Here is a 15,521-nt window from a genome sequence, read left to right on the forward strand (position 1 = left end):
GCCTTTGTCAGGAATGTACGGAATCCTACTACTTCGATGAATGTCGACAGGGCGATATGATGCGAGCCCATCACTTCGAGGCCACGGGGGTTCGCTGGTGTCCGAGGCCGACGTGCAGAACGCTTTGGCCCAGGTCAGCAAGGCCGCCGAGCGCTACGGGGTGACCGAGGAGGACGTGCGGCGCTGGCGCGCCGACATCGAGGACCGCCCGGCCTGGGCACAGCGCGCCCACGTCTCCGGCATGCTCGCCCAGCGTCTGGTGATGACCGCCCTGGAGCACCGGCAGGAGTGCGATCGGGCGGAGTGCCGGACCTGCGCCGGGCTCCGCGAGATGCTGGTGATCGCGCTGGCCGGGGTGCGCACGGTGGTCGACGACCGGCTCGACGAGTTGTACCGCCGACCGGCCCGGTGGCCCTGGCGACGACGCAGCTTGTAAATCTCTTAGGAACCTTGCTGGGTGACCCTTGCATCCCATCATGATCAAGGTATTTACTAGCGTCGCTTCTGCTTGATCCATCTTAGACGCAACACTGCCCGCTCAGGCCCATGCCTGCGCGGTGATTTGCCGTGCCCGCAGCGAGGTCCGCCGCGCGCGCAGTATCCGAGGGAAGAAGGTGACCCTGCCGCATGTCCATCGATAAATTTGGTTACCAGCAGCAACTGCGGCGCGAGTTGCGGATCCGCGACCTGATCGCGTACGGCCTGGTCTTCATGGTGGTGATCGCGCCGTTCGGCATCTTCGGCAGCGTGTTCCAGGCCAGCGGTGGCATGGTCGCCCTCGCCTATGTGGTCGGCGCGGTCGCGATGCTCCTCACCGCCTCGTCGTACGGCGTCATGGTCAAGAAGTACCCGGTGGCCGGCTCGGTATACGGCTACGCCGGCCGGGCGATCGCACCCGCCGTCGGCTTCCTCACCGGCTGGGCCATCCTGCTCGACTACGTCTGCATCCCGCTGCTGCTCTCGCTGGTCGCCGGCGCCGCGATGAACTCGATCGTGACCAGCGTCCCGGTCTGGGCCTGGGTGATCATCTTCGTCCTGGTGAACACCGTGACGAACGTGCTCGGGATCAAGACCACCAAGCTGCTCAACTGGTTCTTCCTCGCGGCCGAGCTGGTCATCCTGGTGATCTTCCTGATCTTCGGCCTGAAGGCGATCGCGGACGGCAAGGGCCACGGCTTCAGCCTCGACCCGTTCTACAACGGCAGCACCAGCTTCACCTGGGCGCTGGTGCTCGGCGGCGTCTCCATCGGCATGCTGTCCTACCTCGGCTTCGACGCGCTGGGCCTGCTCGCCGAGGACGCCGCGGACGGCGCCCGGACGATCCGCCGCGCCATGTACCTGTCGCTGATCGTCGTCGCCGTGCTGTTCGTCGCGCAGACCTACGTCGCGGCGCTGCTGGTGCCGGACCCGGCCGGGCTGATCGCCAACGGTGACCCGGCGGGCTCCGCGTTCTACGACGCGGCCGAGGTCGCCGGTGGCGCCTGGCTCGCCAAGCTGACCGCGCTCGCCACCGCGCTGGCCTGGGGTATCGCCAACAACATGGTCGCCCAGGTGGCCACCAGCCGCCTGCTGATGGCGATGTCCCGGGACGGGCAGCTGCCCAAGTTCCTCTCCCGGGTGTCGCTGACCCGCTCGGTGCCGACCAACGCGATCCTCACCACCGCCGCCATCTCGCTCGGCATCGGCCTCTGGATGGCCAGCCGCGACGACGGCATCACGCTGATGAGCGCCATGGTCAACTTCGGCGCCATGATCGCGTTCATCGTGCTGCACGTCTGCGTGATCTGGGAGTGGTTCAAGAACGGCCGCCAGGGCAGCCTCTTCAACAACCTGCTGGTACCGGTGCTCGGCGCGATCGTGCTGATCGCGGTGATCTGGAACGGCAACCTGCTGGCCCAGACCGTCGGCCTGATCTGGCTCGCCGTCGGCGCGGTGGTGCTGGTCGTGCTGCTCGCCACCGGCCGCAAGCCGACCCTGCCCGAGGTGCCCGGCGACGACGAGCCGCTGACCCCCGCGAAGGCGGTCGAGAATGTCTGAGCCGCTGCACCTCCCGGCGGACCCCGGACAGTACGGCTACACGTTCGGCGGGCGCGAGGCGATCGCGTCGGTCAAGCCGGGCGACACGGTCACGCTGCGCACCCTGGACTGCTTCGGCGGCAAGGTGCGCACGGTGGACGACCTGCCCAGCCAGGTGTGCGAGTTCCCGTACCTGAACCCGGTCACCGGACCGCTGTACGTCGAGGGGGCCCAGCCGGGCGACACCCTGGCCGTGCACGTGGTGGCGCTGACCCCGGCCTCGCCGGTCGGGATCTCCTCGACGTTCCCGCACTTCGGGGCGCTGACCTCGACCGGGTACACGCGGACGCTCCAGGCGCCTCTGGAGGAGCGGGTCTGGCTCTACGACATCGACCTGGCCGCGCAGACGGTCCGGTACCAGGCCCGGAACAGCGACTTCACGGTCGACCTGCCGCTGGCCCCGATGCTCGGCACGGTCGGCGTCGCGCCGGCCGCGAACGAGGTCCGCCAGACCATCGTCCCGGACGTGCACGGCGGCAACCTGGACACCCCGCTGCTCGGCCCGGGCGCCACGCTGTACCTCGGCGTGAACGTGCCGGGCGCGCTGCTCGCGCTCGGCGACGGGCACGCCCGGCAGGGCGACGGCGAGGTGTGCGGCGTGGCGGTCGAGGTCGCCATGGACGTCACCATCCGCGTCGACGTGATCTCCGGCATACCGACCGGCACCCCGCGCCTGGAGACCGACACCCAGCTGGTGTCGCTGGGCGCGGCCCGGCCGCTCGAGGACGCGTTCCGGATCAGCCAGGATGACCTGGTCCGGCACGTCGCGCAGCTGACCGGGCTGGACCTGCTCGACGCGTACCAACTGGTCTCCCAGACGACCAGCGCCCGCGCCGGCAACGTGGTCGACCCGCAGTACGTGATGAGCGCGGGCATCGACAAGCGGTATCTTCCCGGGGTGACCGCATACAGCGGCATCCACGAGCGACTGCGAAACGGCTGACAGACGGAGCATGTGGCGTCCCGGACTCGACCCGACCCTCGTACGTGAGCAGTTCTATCTTCTGGCCCACGACGAGACCCGGCAGATGCGGCCTCACCTGCATCTGCCGGCCCTGTCCGCCGGCCTGGCCGGCGCGACGGTGATGGATCTCCTGATCGCCCAGCGGGTGACGGTCGAGTCCGGGACGCTGCGCCCGGACTGGTTCCAGCGCTCCTCCACCGGTGACCCGATCACCGACGACGTGCTGGCCCTGATCATGGAAAAGGCCCCGGGCCCGGCGTTGCCGGTGCTGATCCGCGCCGCGGCCGGTGGGCTGTACGAACGCACCACCGCGGCGATGGTGCACAAGGGCGTGATCGTGGAGGGCCCGCCGCGCCGCTGGCGCAAGGGCCGCGAGTACGCGATCGCCCACGAGGGCATCGCGGTCCGCGCCCGCGCCCGCGTCGGTTACCGGATGGAGGGCCGCGACGGCCCGTCCCCGGAGGCCGACAGCCTGTGCGCGCTGGTGTCGGCGCTGGGCCTGCACAGCGTGCTGGTCCGGGGCACCCGGTCCGAGGTCGAGCCACTGCTCCAGCGGGTGATCCGCGACCTGCCGGAGAACGCGGCCGGGCACCCGGTCGGGCAGGCCCCGGCGGTCGCCGCCGCGGTCCGCACGGTCATCCAGGACCTGGCCACCTCCGCCATGATGTGAACCGGCCCGCAGCCCGGGGATGACCGCATTCCTCTTTCGGTACGCCCGGAGCCACGGTCCGACGTCCACCCGGCGCGGCGCGGCGGCCGTGCCCGGTCGGGCACACCTGTCGGCGGTCGTCGCCGGCTCGCCTGCCCTGGCGTGATGCGGATGGTTCGGTCGCAGGACGGCGGCTCGGCGGCGTCCGGACGGGATGAGCGCCACCGGAATTCCGGGAGGCGGCCTCGCGCGTGTCAGCGGTAGGCCGGGGCCAGCCGCCCGTAGAGCCCGCCCCAGTCCGGGATCTCCTCGGCGGCCAGATGCGCGGCGAGCCGGTCGAGGAACGCGTGCGTGCCCGGGATGAACCCCTGCGCGTTCCGCACGCTGAGCCCGCGATGGGTGAAGACCAGCACGGTCCCGTCCCCGTCCGCGGTCAGCTCGTAGCGGACCACGCCGTCCTCGACGATCCGCTGCCGCCACTCGTGCTCGAAGACGGCCGTCCCGCTCCCGGCCGGTGGCTGCCACACCAGGATCCGCCCGGTCATCCGCTTGGCCTCCGGTGCTGCCGGCGGATCCGTCGGCATCATGGTGATCTCCCCGCCCGTCGCCGGGTCGATCGTCGTCTCGCCGAACCAGGCCGCTCGCTGCCCGGGATCGGTGATCGCGCTCCACACCGCGTCGATCGGGAACGGCAACCGCCGCCGGAACGTCATCGTCGCCGCGTCGCCGTCCGTCTCCCACCGGCCCAGCTGATCGTCAACGGTCATCGTCGATTCCCCTCAAGTGCGTCTCGATCGCGTCCAGGTGACGCGCCCAGTACTGCCGGTACTGCTCCAGCCAGGTGTCGACCTCGGACAGCCGGTCGGCCCGCAGCGTGTAGATCCGCCGCTGCGCCTGCGTCCGCACCTCGACCAGCCCGGCCTCCCGCAGCACCCGCAGATGCCGCGACACCGCCGGCTGCGTCAACTCAGGGAACGCGGCCACCAGCTCACCGGCTGACCGCTCCCGGACAACCAGCATGTCGAGCACCCCCCGCCGAGTCCGATCCGCCAGCGCGTCAAAGACATCCACAAGCCCAGTATCACGAAACGCTCATATAAAAGCAACGTTATAAAAGCCAAAGACCCGCTTCGGGTACGCCCAGAGCGGCGCGACCGGGCTTACGGAGTCGGTCCGCCCCCCGGCCGCCGCGAGCAGACCTCGGGCCGAGGCTGGGCCGGAGGCGCCGGAGCAGGGCGGAGGCGCTGGGGCAGGGCGGAGGACCGGGGTGAAGCAGAGTGGCCGGGGTGGGTCGAGACCCCGGGCTGGGCAAAGACACCGGAGGTGGCCCGGAGACCCGGGGCGGGTCGAGACCCCGGGGGCAGAGCGGAGACGCCGGCGGGAGGGCCGGGCTGGGCGGAAAGGTGCTGGGGCTGGAGGGGGCGGCGAGGGGGCTTTGGGCGTACCGAAAGCGGTGGATTCTTGGGGGAAGCGGCCTGGGCCGGGCGGCGGACCGGGATCGGGGTCAGGGGCGAGAGGGTGCCGTGACCTGCGAGGATTCCGGGTCGCGGGTGCGGGTGATGGTGGTGCCGGGCTGTTCGGCCGGGATGGTCGCGATGCCGGCCAGGATCAGGGCGCCACCGGTGATCTGGAGCAGGGTGAGGTGCTCGCCGACCACCAGCCAGGCGAACATCGAGGCGAAGATGACCTCCAGCAGGCCGACGAAGGAGGCCAGCCGGGAGCCGAGGCGGCCGGAGCCGAAGATCCCGGACGCGTAGGCGATCGCGGTGCCGAAGACCGCGACGACCGCCAGCGGCAGCCACCACGGGGCCTGCGCGCCGAGCAGGGTCACGTCGCCGAAGGTGGCCTTCATCGGGACCAGGCCGACGAGGCCGAGCAGGCCCAGTGTCGCCCCGCCGAGCAGGAGGCCGGCGCCGGCCAGCGCGACCGGCGGCAACCCGTCGGCGGGCCGGGCCGCGACCACGAAGTAGACGGCGCAGCCGACGGCGGCCGCGAAGGCCAGGAGCAACCCGAGAGGGTCGACGGCGCGCAGCGCCCCGGGGCCGATCACCAGGACCAGGCCGCCGACGGCGAGCAGCGAGCCGAGCAGCACGGCCGGGCGGGGCAGTTTGCGGGTGGTGGCCCAGGCCCAGAGGACCAGGAGCAGCGGCGCCAGGTATTCGATCAGCAGCGCGGTGGTGACCGGGACCCGGCGGATGGCCGCGAAGTAGGCGAGCTGGGTGAACGCCACGGCGATCAGGCCCATCCCGAGCAGCCGCCAGCGGGCCCGCCACAGCGCCGCCCAGCGGCCGTGCATGGCGACCAGGACGAACGGCAGCAGCAGGAGCCCGGCGCTCAGGGCCCGGACGGTGACCGCCGCGGCCGGTGACCACCCGGCCTCCAGCAGCGGCTTGACGAATGCGCCGGACGTGCCGAACGAGGCGGCCGACACGACCGCGGCGGCCAGCCCGGTGGACTGCGGCGTGAGCTTCACGACGACTCCTCTGTCATGGGCTAAATTTGCTACATCCCTGACGCTAGGCCCGCCGAAGTGAGGAGTCAAATTGCTGTTTGCCCCTGACACGGAGGAGGCGCTGGCATTCGCCGTGGCGCTCGCCAACACCGCCGCGGGCGCCTCCCGCTCCGGCGACGACGAGCTTGCCACCGTTGCCGACCTGGCCAGACTCCTGGAGACGTGCAAGTTCTCCGGGCGGATCGACCGGGACGAGGCCGAGGTGCGGGAGGTCCGGCAGACTCGGGAGCAGATCCGGGAGGTGTGGACGCTCGGGCGCGACGAGGCGGTCCCGGTGGTGAACCGGATGCTGCGCGAGGCCCGCGCGCTGCCCTACCTGACCCGCCACGACGGATCGGACTGGCACATCCACGCCACCGAGCAGGACGCGCCGCTGGCCGAGCGCATCCGGGTGGAGGCCGCGCTCGCCCTCATCGACGTGATCCGGATGAACGAAACCGGTCGCCTGCGGGTCTGCGCGGCGGACGACTGCGTCGGCGTCTTCGTCGACCTGTCCCGCAACGGCTCCAAGCGTTTCTGCTCGGTCCGCTGCGGCAACCGGATGAACATGGTCGCCTTCCGGGCCCGCCGGACCGAGGCCTGAGCGACCCGGCGACGATCGACACGCGCCGCTAGGGTGGCCGCATGGTGCGGACCGAGATCCTGGTGCGGCAAGGCGCGGACATCCTCGTCGACGACACCACGGCGACGCGGTATCAGCTGGCCTCGATCAGCAAGCAGTTCACCGCCGCGGCCGTGCTGATGCTGGTGGAGGACGGCCGGGTCGGGCTCGACGATCGGCTCGGGCGCTGGTTCGGCGAGTGCCCGCAGCAGTGGCGCGACATCACGGTGGACCAGCTGCTCACGCACACCTCCGGGATCGGGCACTGGGAGGACTATCCCGGGATCGACCTGTCCCTGCGCATCGAGCCGGCGGAGATGCTGGCCGCCGTGTTCCGGGAGCCGCTGGTGCACGCGCCCGGCGGCCCGTGGCGGTACAGCAGCCCGGCCTACGTGCTGGCGGCACACATCGCCGAGCGGGCTGCCGACCGGCCCTACCGCCGCTTCCTCGCCGAGCGGATCTTCGAGCCGCTGGGGCTGACCGGCACGTTCGCCGGGATGCCGGACGGGCAGCCGGATGTGGCGGACGGGCACGACGCGGACGGGAAGCCGGTGCCGAGCTGGGAGCTGGACGTCGTCGGGATGGGCGCCGGGGACCTGTGGTCGACCGCCGCCGACATGCTGACCTGGATCGACGCGGTGCGGACCGGCCGGTTGCTGAGTGAGCGGCACCGCGCCCTGATGCTGACCGAGCGGGTGCCGACCGGGCTCGCGGATCCGCTGGCGACCGGGTACGGCTACGGCGTCTTCACCGGCACGGTCGCCGGGCGTCCCTGGTGGCAGCACAGTGGGGACAACGCGGGGTTCAAGGCGTTCATCGGCTGCGTCCCGTCGACCGGCCGGCGCGTCGTGCTGCTCAGCAACACCGATGCGACCGGACCCGGGGCTGTGCGGCCCTACCTCGAGTAGCGGGCGTCAGAGGCGGAACTGGCCGACCAGCGCCTCCAGCTCGTGGGACATCCGGGACAGCTGCTCGGCGGTCTGGCGGGACTCGGTGACCCCGTGGGCCGTGTCCTGCGCGGCGGTGGCGACGCCGGTGATGCCGGCCGCGATCTGACCGGAACCGGTCGCCGCCTCCACCACGTTGCGGCTCATCTCGGCCGTGGTCGCGGTCTGCTCCTCGACCGCCGCCGCGATCGTCGTCGAGTGCTCGTTGACCTCGGTGATGATCGCGGCGATCCGGTTGATCGCGTCGATCGCGGCGTCGGTGTCGGCCTGGATGGCCTGGACCCGGCCGTCGATGTCGACCGTGGCCCGGGCGGTCGCCTGCGCCAGATCCTTCACCTCGCCGGCCACCACCGCGAAGCCTTTGCCCAGTTCACCGGCGCGAGCCGCCTCGATGGTGGCATTCAGGGCGAGCAGGTTCGTCTGCTCGGCGATCGTGGTGATCAGGTTGACCACGCCGCTGATCTCGGCGCTGGACCGGCCGAGCCGGCTGATCGTCTCGCCGGCGGCGTGCACGCTGTCGACGCCGGTGGCGGCGACCCCGGCGGCCCGGGCGGCGCTGTCCGAGATCTCCCGGATCGCGGCGGTCATCTCCTCGGTGCCGGCGGCCACCGTCTGCACGCTGCGGGTCACCTCCTCGGCGGAGGAGGCGACCAGGTCGGACTGGCCGGAGGCGGTGGCGGCGGCGTCCGAGATCAGGGCGGAGGTGGCGGTCAGTTCGGTGGCCGCCGCCGCGAGGGTGTGACTGTTCTCGTTCAGCGAGGCGAAGGCCGCACGCAGCACGTCGAGCGTCCGGTTCATCGCGCGGCCCATCGAGCCCAGTTCGTCCCGGGCTTCGTCGGGCACCCGTACGGTGAGGTCCTTGTCGGCCACCGTCTTGAGCGCCGCCACCGTCCCGGCGAGCGGCCGGGTGATGCTGCGCGTCACGACGATCGCGACCAGCACGGTCAGCACCAGGCAGAGCAGCCCGGCGATGACCATGAACCGCTGGGCGGTGGCGGCCGCGTCGTCGGCCGTGTCCTGCGCCGCCTGCGCACGCCTGCTGGTCAGCTCGACCAGTTGGTCCACCGAGCCGACGATCTTGCCCATCCAGTCCAGGGATTCCCCGGAGGCGAGTTCGTTGGCCTGCGCGATCCCGGCCCGGGTGCCGGTCCGGTAACCCGCGATGATCCGCTGGTCGACCGCCATGAACCGGTCGAACGACTGCTCGATGCCGTCGACCAGCGCCTGTTCCGCCGGGGCCAGGGGCGCGGCGTCGAGCCGGGCCAGGTCGTCGTGGAAGGCGGCGGTCGAGGCCAGGAACTCCTTGCGCTGGCCGACCGTGTCGTCGGTGGCGCCGGCCACGCCGCGGATGGTGTCGAAGGCGTACCCGGTCTGCCAGCCGGCGAAATCCGCGGTCCGGAACTTCGCCACCAGCGCGGCCTGGCTGACCTCGTCAGCGGCGGCCAGGTCCCCGGTGGCGGCCCGCGCGGTCCGGCCGCCCCACAGGCCGACGCCGACCGCGGCGAACATGCACAGGCAGACGCCGGTGAACGCGATGCCCAGCCGTGCGCCGATCTTGAAATGGGTGAGGAATCGCATCAACCGAAACGATACGGACCGCCCGCGCCGGGACCGGCCGGTCCGGCACAGTCAGTACACGTACGGCCAGGCCGAGGAGTCCCAGCCGAGCAGGTTGATGCCGAGCTTCGCGGCGCCGGACGACGTGTAGTAGTGGTAGACCAGCACGTCGGCGTCGCTGTCGGTGAAGACCGCCGGGTGCCCGGGGCCGTAGACGCCGCCGTGCGTCGCCAGGATCTCGGTGCCGCCGCCGGCCGTGGTGAGCGTCCCGGCCCGGTCCTTGTACGGACCGGTGATGCTGGTCGATCGGGCCACCATGATCCGGTACGTACTGGACGCGCCCTGGCAGCAGAAGTCGAACGACATGAACAGGTAGTAGTAGCCGCCGTGGCGGAACACGAACGGCGCCTCGACCGACTTGCTGTTCACGAACCGCTCGGCGACGTTGTACATGGTGCTGTCGGCCCGCTTGCCGGTCGACGGGTTGAGCTTGACCATCTTGATCCCGGACCAGAACGAGCCGAAGGTCAGCCACCACTCGCCGGTTGCGGTGACGGTCAGGTTCGGGTCGATCGCGTTCCAGTTGCTGCTGGTCGTCGACTCGATCACCTTGCCGTAATCGGTCCAGGTCCCGGCCGCGCCGGTGGTGCTGCCGGCCAGGAAGATCGCCGACTTGCTGGAGCCGAAGGTCGAGGCGGCGTAATACATCAGATATTTTCCGCCGTGGTAGGAGATGTCCGGGGCCCAGAGGTTGGCGCTGCCGCCCGTGTAGGCGTTGGCCCACGACGTGCCGTTGGGGAAAGCCTTCCCGGCGTCGGCGAACGCCGTGCGGTCCGCGGATGTCTTGAGGGTGATGCCGTCGCCGGTGGTGGCGAGCAGGTAGCCACCGCCGGGCTTCTTGACGATGGACGGGTCGTGCGCGCCGGTCGACCCGGTCACCACGCCGGGGTTGGGGTAGGAAGCGGCGGTGGCCGGCTGGGCGCCCAGAAGGAGGAGGAGAAGCGCCACGATCAGGAGCGGGAAGCGAGACTTCACGGGGATTCGCCTTCCGATGGGGTGGCGGCCCCGATCGGGGAACCGGGACCGCCGCGTGGGGGGATGGGGATCGGTCCGCTCGGGGCAGCGGACCGTGCGTCACGCAGTCATCGAAGTCGATGCGGTTGCCCGTATGTTAACGATAACAACGGGTCGTTAACAAGAAGGACTAGCTGACCGGGATGCCGTGCTGGTGCAGCAGGCCCATGAGACTGTCCAGGAAGGCGTCCCGGTTGTTCACCAGGATCACCGGGATGTTGATCGGCTTACGGCCGCGCGGCACCAGCTGGTAGTTGATCAGCTGGCCCTTGCGCAGCAGCGGCTTGCACTCGGCGATCTCCGACCAGGTGTACGCCTGCGCCCGGCCGTTGCGCCGGTGCACGAACCCGCCGGTGAACACGTAGTACGACTGGGCGCCCTGGATGAAGGTCCGGATGCCCATGGCCAGCGCATAGACCATCAGGAAGCAGAAGAACAGGCCGACGAGGCGCAGCAGCCCGTAGACGATGCCGTCGGTGTCGTGGCCCAGGCTGGCCAGGAAGAGCAGCAGCAGGCTGCCGGCCGCGATGCCCAGCCAGGTGCCGCCGGCCTTCAACGGGCTGGGCAGCGACCGGTCGGCCACCTCCTGGCCGAGGCCGCGCGAGTAGGCGAGGGAGCTGACGTCGGTGGGCGTTTCCATCACGGGGTCCCTTTCGCGAATAGACAGACGCCCCTGTGTACCGCATCGCCCCGCGCCGGGTTCACCCGGCTAACGTGTCTGGCCGGCGTGAAGCATGTCGATGGTCTTGCTGACCCGCTGCTCCCGGGTGGCCTCGCGCTTCGCCTCGGTGATCCAGCGGGCGAACTCCTTGCGGTGCGAGTAGGCCAGTTTGTCCCACGCCGCCCGCGCCCCGGCGTCCGCGGCCAGCGCCGCCTCCAGGTCCGGCGGGGTCTCGACGGTGCGCTCGGCGGTCTCCGCCTCGATCGTCACCTGGTAGTCCGCGCCGATCTGGACACCGGCCTGCGCCCGCACCGCCTTGGCCAGGCCGATCATGTTCTCCCCGCCCATCCGGGCCAGCCGCAGCGGCAGGGTCACCCCGTTCACGGTGACGCGGACCGGGAAGGCCTTGCGCCCGTCCCCGACGGCAGCAGCCTGCTCGTCGGAGAGGACGAAGGCCCCCGCCGGCCCGCGCGATTCCAAGGTCAGCGTCAGCGTCAACGTCTCGGCCACGCTGACACGCTAGTCAATCCCGGTGACGATCGGTGGTGAACTGGCGCGCGATCATCGCCGCGAGTCCGACGCCGACCACCGCGATGGCGACCTGCACACCGACCACCGCCCAGTCGAAGGTCCGGTCGGCCACCGTGAACATGTGGCTGCTGTGCAGGTCCCACCGGTCGGACGCCCAGGTGCCGGCGACCGCGGCGCCCATGCCGATCAGCACCGTCGCGATCAGCCCGATGTTCTGCCGGCCCGGCAGCACGATCCGGGCCACCACCCCGATGATCGCGCCGAACACGATCGCCGCCACATAGTCCTGACCGTCCACCACTACCTCCACTGTTCGCACCCGACGATGCCCATGGTGGCGGTGCCGTCAAATGTGCGTCAGCCCCACTGGCCCGGGACGTAGTCACCGGCCGGGCGCTGGATGATCACGTTCAGCCGGTTCCAGGCGTTGATCAGCGCGATCTGTGCGACCAGGGCGGCCAGCTGCTCCTCGTCGAAGTGCTTGACCGCGTTCGCCCACACGTCGTCGGGGACGCCACCGGCCGCGTCGGCGATCCGGGTGCCCTGCTCGGCCAGCTCCAGGGCGGCCCGCTCGGCCTCGGTGAACACGGTCGCCTCCCGCCAGGCCGCGACCAGGTGCAGCCGGGCGTCGGTCTCGCCCTCGTGCGCGGCGTCCTTGGTGTGCATGTCGACGCAGTACCCACACCCGTTGATCTGGCTGGCCCGGATCTCGACCAGGTGCCGGACGGTGGCCGGCAGCGACGAGCCGTTGATCGCCTTGCCGGCGCCGAGCAGGGCCTTCAGCACGTTCCCGGCGACCGGGCTGGTGGCGGCGTTCAGACGAGCACTCATGATGTCTCCCTGTCCTGGTGGCTTGCTGTACGCCTCTAAGACAGATGGGCGCGCCGGTTTGTGACTGTGATCTGGATCGCTGAGTGGCACGGTCGCCGCCGAACTGCGCGGGCGGCGACGACAGCCTGGCCGAGCGTCAGCGTGTGCCGGCTGCGGCCCCCGTCCGGCGGAGGACCCGCAGCAGGTACTCCTTGCGGTCGAGCGGATCGGGGCCGGTGCGCTCCCGGACGGGCGCCGGGCCGCGCACCGGCGCATAGTGATCGAAGGCGCTCTCCACCACACCCTCGCCCCGGGTCACACCCGGCAACCGGCGCTGCAACGCGTGCACCTGCGCCGCCGGAATCTCCCCGGAAACGATCGTCGACTCGGTAGCCAAGGGAACGGCCCGCAATCGCGCCAGCACCGGGAGCACCGCCGGAACGGTATCCGCCGGAACCTCGGCGCGGAACGCGTGGATCGGCTCCCGTATCTCGGTTCCGGCCCGCTGCAACGCCGTCATCAGCACCAGCGGGGTCAGATTCCGGAAATCGCCGGCCGTGCTCGACATGCTCTTGTCGAAAATGGCGTGCGAGTGCGACTGCCGCGCCGAATACCCGGAGTGCGTCATCACCACGGTGCAATCCGGCACCGGCCAGCCCCGCAACCCCTGCCGCAGCGTTTCGTGCACGGTTTGCTCCACCGCCGTGAAGAACGCCGCCGGCATCGACCCGGGCTCCACCGCGAGACCGAAACTGACACCCGCTCCCACCGGTGCGGGCGTGACCCGGAGCCCGATCGTGGCCAGGAACGGGTTCGGCTCCACCTTGTTGAACTCGACCGCCGCCCCGACCCCGAGCACCCGCTCCACGTGCAGTGTCGTGGTCTCGCGGAAGCTCACCCGCAGTCCGTACTGCTCGGCCAGGGTGGCTTCGACGACCTCCTTCTGCACCTCGCCGTAGAGCGACACGTAGACCTCCTGACGCTCGTCGTCCTGGCGCAGATTGATCAGGGGGTCCTGCTCGGCGAGCTCGGTCAGCGCGGCGTGCAGGGCGCCGCGCTCCGCGGGCCGGGACGCGACGACCGCGGTTTCCAGGGTGGGCGGGGCGAACTGTGCTGGGCGGGCGGCGGCCGGGCGTACCGAGAAATCGTCACCGACCCGCGCGGACCCGAGCCCGCGCAGCCGCCCGATCTGCCCGGCCGTGATCGCGCCGCAGGCGCGGGTGGCACCGTCCGCGAACACCTCGATCCCGGTCACCCGATCACCCCCGAGGGTGTCCCGCACGCGCAGCGTGCCGTCGACCATCCGCAGGTAGGCGATCCTTTCCCCGGCCGGGCCCCGCTCCACCTTGAAGATCGTCCCGGCCGGCGGGCGACCGGCGTCGCCGGGCGCGGACGGCAACAGCCGGGTGATCCCGTCTACGAGATCATCGATGCCCGCGCCGGTGATGGCCGAACCGAAATAGACCGGATGCACCCGGTCCCGGACCCGGATCGGCGGCGCGGGCCGGTCCTCGACCAGCGCCGCGAGCACCGCGTCGTCATGATCGGCGAGGCGGATCAGGTCGACGTCGCCGTGAACCGTCGCGTCCCGGGTGCCGATCCGGCCGACCCGGCTCATCGGGATGATCGCCGGGCTGATCCGCGTCGCGATCTCGTCGAGAACGCCGGTGAAACGGGCGCCGCCGCGGTCCACCTTGTTCACGAAGATGAGCGTGGGAATGCGCAACCTGTGCAGGGTCCGGGCGAGCACCCGGGTCTGCGCCTGCACGCCTTCGACCGCCGAGACGACCAGGACCGCCGCGTCCAGAACGGCGAGCGACCGTTCCACCTCGGCGATGAAATCCGGGTGTCCGGGCGTGTCGATCAGATTGACGATGCGGCCGTTGAGGGTGAAGGAGACGACCGCGGATTTGATGGTGATGCCGCGGCGGCGTTCCAATTCCAGGGTGTCGGTCTGCGTGCTGCCGTCGTCCACGCTGCCGATGTCGTCGATGACTCCGGCGGTGTGCAGGAGCCGTTCGGTGAGGCTGGTCTTACCGGCGTCGACGTGCGCCAGAATGCCGAGATTGAGGATGGTCAAGCGTCATGTCCCTGTCGGTGAGGTGGACTCCTTCCGGGTGTGACATGCACGCAGCTCGCATCGCTCGATCCTCGTTTCGCTCGGGGTTCTGACCAGCCCACCCCATCAGAGGCGGCAGGTGGGCGGCAACCGAATTAGCGCCTCAAGTGGGTGGTTCCGGTGCCGATCAATGGCGCGACGGAAAGTCCCCCCACCACCCCGGATGGTTTTCCTTGACCGCTGGACCGCAGACCACCGGCGACTGGCAGCAGCCTTATCCGGCTGCTCCCGTGCAGCCGCAGGCCTATAACACCCCGCCCGCCTATTACCCGGAGCAGCCGGCTTATCAGCAGCCGGCCTACCCGCAGCAGTACGGCGCGCAGCCCGACTACTACGGCTCTCCGGCTCAGCCCGCATTCGGTCAGCCGCCTGCCTACGACCCGGCGGCTCAGGCCGCTTACGGTGTCCCGGCGGCTCAGCCCGGCTTCGGGCAGCCGCCCGTGACCGGGCACAACCCGCCGCCATACGGCTATCCCTACGGCGCGCCCACCGCGTTCCCCGGCATGGTCCCCCCGGTCCAGCCGGGCGTCGCCCCGCCGCCCGGTATCGCCATGATCATCATCGTCACCGCGGTCCTCGGCGCCTTCGGCGCTTTCCCCGCCGCGAAACGAGCCAAGGGCGCCCGGGCCCTCGGCCACTCCGGCCGCAAATACTGGCTGTCCTTCGTCATCACCCTCGCCGTGACCTGGGCGTTCGGCTTTGCGATGGTCTTGATGAACCGCGCCGACGCCGCCGTCGTCCCTCCGGTCCCGCAGACCCGGGTCACCGCGGCCTCGCTGGCGCAGTCGATCGTCAAGGAGGGCGACTTCCGCGACAGCGCCGGCAAGGCGGTCAAGCCCGCCGCCGCGAAGTGCGCCCCGCAGAACGTCGACCCGAACGGCGTCGGCACCTGGCGCTGCACGGTCGACTTCAAGGGCAAGAAGCGGATGGCGTACCAGGTGACCGTCGGCGCCGACGGCGGCTGGGTCACCGACTGAGCCCCGCCCTCGGCGGAGCCCCGCCCGGACCGGTTCCGGCGCG

General features: G+C 70.8%; 17 protein-coding genes. 7 read left to right on the top strand and 10 right to left on the bottom strand.

Annotated features, from left to right (window positions below; all coding sequences use genetic code 11):
* Positions 1-97: 97 nt before the first annotated feature.
* From Aiant_RS38125 to Aiant_RS38140, 4 genes are all read left to right on the top strand, one after another.
* Entirely contained in the window at positions 98-436 is a 339-nt protein-coding gene (locus Aiant_RS38125; protein WP_189331410.1) for a hypothetical protein, read from the top strand.
* 191 nt (positions 437-627) lie between these two features.
* Complete coding sequence (locus Aiant_RS38130; protein WP_189331409.1) at positions 628-2,037, top strand: APC family permease; 1,410 nt, start codon at positions 628-630, stop codon at positions 2,035-2,037.
* Positions 2,030-3,019, top strand: coding sequence for an acetamidase/formamidase family protein (locus tag Aiant_RS38135; protein ID WP_189331408.1), 990 nt, complete (start codon positions 2,030-2,032; stop codon positions 3,017-3,019). Before Aiant_RS38130 ends, Aiant_RS38135 begins: the two co-directional genes overlap by 8 nt.
* A 10-nt stretch (positions 3,020-3,029) precedes the next feature.
* Positions 3,030-3,710: a GOLPH3/VPS74 family protein gene (locus Aiant_RS38140; protein ID WP_189331407.1), complete on the top strand. Its 681-nt coding sequence runs from the start codon at positions 3,030-3,032 to the stop codon at positions 3,708-3,710.
* A 233-nt stretch (positions 3,711-3,943) separates the two neighbouring features.
* On the opposite strand, the gene Aiant_RS38145 is transcribed toward Aiant_RS38140, so the two are convergent.
* The 3 genes from Aiant_RS38145 to Aiant_RS38155 form a co-directional block, all read right to left on the bottom strand.
* Entirely contained in the window at positions 3,944-4,456 is a 513-nt protein-coding gene (locus Aiant_RS38145) for an SRPBCC family protein (RefSeq protein WP_189331406.1), read from the bottom strand.
* Entirely contained in the window at positions 4,446-4,709 is a 264-nt protein-coding gene (locus tag Aiant_RS38150) for an ArsR/SmtB family transcription factor (RefSeq protein ID WP_229830211.1), read from the bottom strand. Before Aiant_RS38150 ends, Aiant_RS38145 begins: the two co-directional genes overlap by 11 nt.
* 484 nt (positions 4,710-5,193) lie before the next feature.
* Positions 5,194-6,162 (bottom strand): EamA family transporter, encoded by a 969-nt coding sequence (locus Aiant_RS38155; protein WP_189331404.1) that lies wholly within the window; start codon positions 6,160-6,162, stop codon positions 5,194-5,196.
* A gap of 70 nt (positions 6,163-6,232) precedes the next feature.
* Here Aiant_RS38155 and Aiant_RS38160 point away from each other — a divergent pair, with 70 nt between their 5' ends.
* Positions 6,233-6,784, top strand: a complete 552-nt coding sequence (locus tag Aiant_RS38160; RefSeq protein WP_189331403.1) for a CGNR zinc finger domain-containing protein — start codon at positions 6,233-6,235, stop codon at positions 6,782-6,784.
* Between the two features lie 41 nt (positions 6,785-6,825).
* Complete coding sequence (locus Aiant_RS38165; RefSeq protein WP_189331402.1) at positions 6,826-7,710, top strand: serine hydrolase domain-containing protein; 885 nt, start codon at positions 6,826-6,828, stop codon at positions 7,708-7,710.
* Positions 7,711-7,716: 6 nt separating this feature from the next.
* On the opposite strand, the gene Aiant_RS38170 is transcribed toward Aiant_RS38165, so the two are convergent.
* The 7 genes from Aiant_RS38170 to Aiant_RS38200 form a co-directional block, all read right to left on the bottom strand.
* Positions 7,717-9,327 (bottom strand): methyl-accepting chemotaxis protein, encoded by a 1,611-nt coding sequence (locus tag Aiant_RS38170; RefSeq protein ID WP_189331401.1) that lies wholly within the window; start codon positions 9,325-9,327, stop codon positions 7,717-7,719.
* Between the two features lie 51 nt (positions 9,328-9,378).
* Positions 9,379-10,341 carry an arabinan endo-1,5-alpha-L-arabinosidase gene (locus Aiant_RS38175; RefSeq protein ID WP_189331400.1) on the bottom strand — a complete coding sequence of 321 codons (963 nt, stop codon included), beginning with the start codon at positions 10,339-10,341 and terminating at the stop codon, positions 9,379-9,381.
* A 169-nt stretch (positions 10,342-10,510) separates the two neighbouring features.
* The gene (locus Aiant_RS38180) at positions 10,511-11,020 is read right to left on the bottom strand and encodes a hypothetical protein (RefSeq protein WP_189331399.1); all 510 of its coding nucleotides are present in this window, start codon (positions 11,018-11,020) and stop codon (positions 10,511-10,513) included.
* A gap of 69 nt (positions 11,021-11,089) precedes the next feature.
* Positions 11,090-11,551, bottom strand: a complete 462-nt coding sequence (locus Aiant_RS38185; protein ID WP_189331398.1) for a YdeI/OmpD-associated family protein — start codon at positions 11,549-11,551, stop codon at positions 11,090-11,092.
* A gap of 13 nt (positions 11,552-11,564) precedes the next feature.
* Positions 11,565-11,882 (bottom strand): GlsB/YeaQ/YmgE family stress response membrane protein, encoded by a 318-nt coding sequence (locus tag Aiant_RS38190; RefSeq protein WP_229830209.1) that lies wholly within the window; start codon positions 11,880-11,882, stop codon positions 11,565-11,567.
* A gap of 47 nt (positions 11,883-11,929) precedes the next feature.
* A complete protein-coding gene (locus tag Aiant_RS38195; protein WP_189331397.1) occupies positions 11,930-12,403 on the bottom strand; it encodes a carboxymuconolactone decarboxylase family protein in 474 nt (157 codons plus the stop codon).
* 136 nt (positions 12,404-12,539) lie between these two features.
* A complete protein-coding gene (locus tag Aiant_RS38200) occupies positions 12,540-14,462 on the bottom strand; it encodes an elongation factor G (protein ID WP_189331396.1) in 1,923 nt (640 codons plus the stop codon).
* Between the two features lie 212 nt (positions 14,463-14,674).
* Between Aiant_RS38200 and Aiant_RS38205 the strand changes: the two genes are divergently transcribed.
* The gene (locus tag Aiant_RS38205) at positions 14,675-15,478 is read left to right on the top strand and encodes a hypothetical protein (protein ID WP_189331883.1); all 804 of its coding nucleotides are present in this window, start codon (positions 14,675-14,677) and stop codon (positions 15,476-15,478) included.
* Positions 15,479-15,521 lie beyond the last annotated feature (43 nt).

It is taken from the genome of Actinoplanes ianthinogenes, from assembly GCF_018324205.1.
In the GTDB taxonomy this organism is placed as follows: domain Bacteria; phylum Actinomycetota; class Actinomycetes; order Mycobacteriales; family Micromonosporaceae; genus Actinoplanes; species Actinoplanes ianthinogenes.

What these genes read in the sequence shown, in the direction of transcription:
- Aiant_RS38195 (WP_189331397.1), bottom strand. Translation starts at nt 12,403, where the DNA reads ATGAGTGCTCGTCTGAACGCCGCCACCAGCCCGGTCGCCGGGAACGTG.
- Aiant_RS38145 (WP_189331406.1), bottom strand. Translation starts at nt 4,456, where the DNA reads ATGACCGTTGACGATCAGCTGGGCCGGTGGGAGACGGACGGCGACGCG.
- Aiant_RS38165 (WP_189331402.1), top strand. Translation starts at nt 6,826, where the DNA reads ATGGTGCGGACCGAGATCCTGGTGCGGCAAGGCGCGGACATCCTCGTC.
- Aiant_RS38140 (WP_189331407.1), top strand. Translation starts at nt 3,030, where the DNA reads ATGTGGCGTCCCGGACTCGACCCGACCCTCGTACGTGAGCAGTTCTAT.
- Aiant_RS38150 (WP_229830211.1), bottom strand. Translation starts at nt 4,709, where the DNA reads ATGCTGGTTGTCCGGGAGCGGTCAGCCGGTGAGCTGGTGGCCGCGTTC.
- Aiant_RS38180 (WP_189331399.1), bottom strand. Translation starts at nt 11,020, where the DNA reads ATGGAAACGCCCACCGACGTCAGCTCCCTCGCCTACTCGCGCGGCCTC.
- Aiant_RS38130 (WP_189331409.1), top strand. Translation starts at nt 628, where the DNA reads ATGTCCATCGATAAATTTGGTTACCAGCAGCAACTGCGGCGCGAGTTG.
- Aiant_RS38135 (WP_189331408.1), top strand. Translation starts at nt 2,030, where the DNA reads ATGTCTGAGCCGCTGCACCTCCCGGCGGACCCCGGACAGTACGGCTAC.
- Aiant_RS38170 (WP_189331401.1), bottom strand. Translation starts at nt 9,327, where the DNA reads ATGCGATTCCTCACCCATTTCAAGATCGGCGCACGGCTGGGCATCGCG.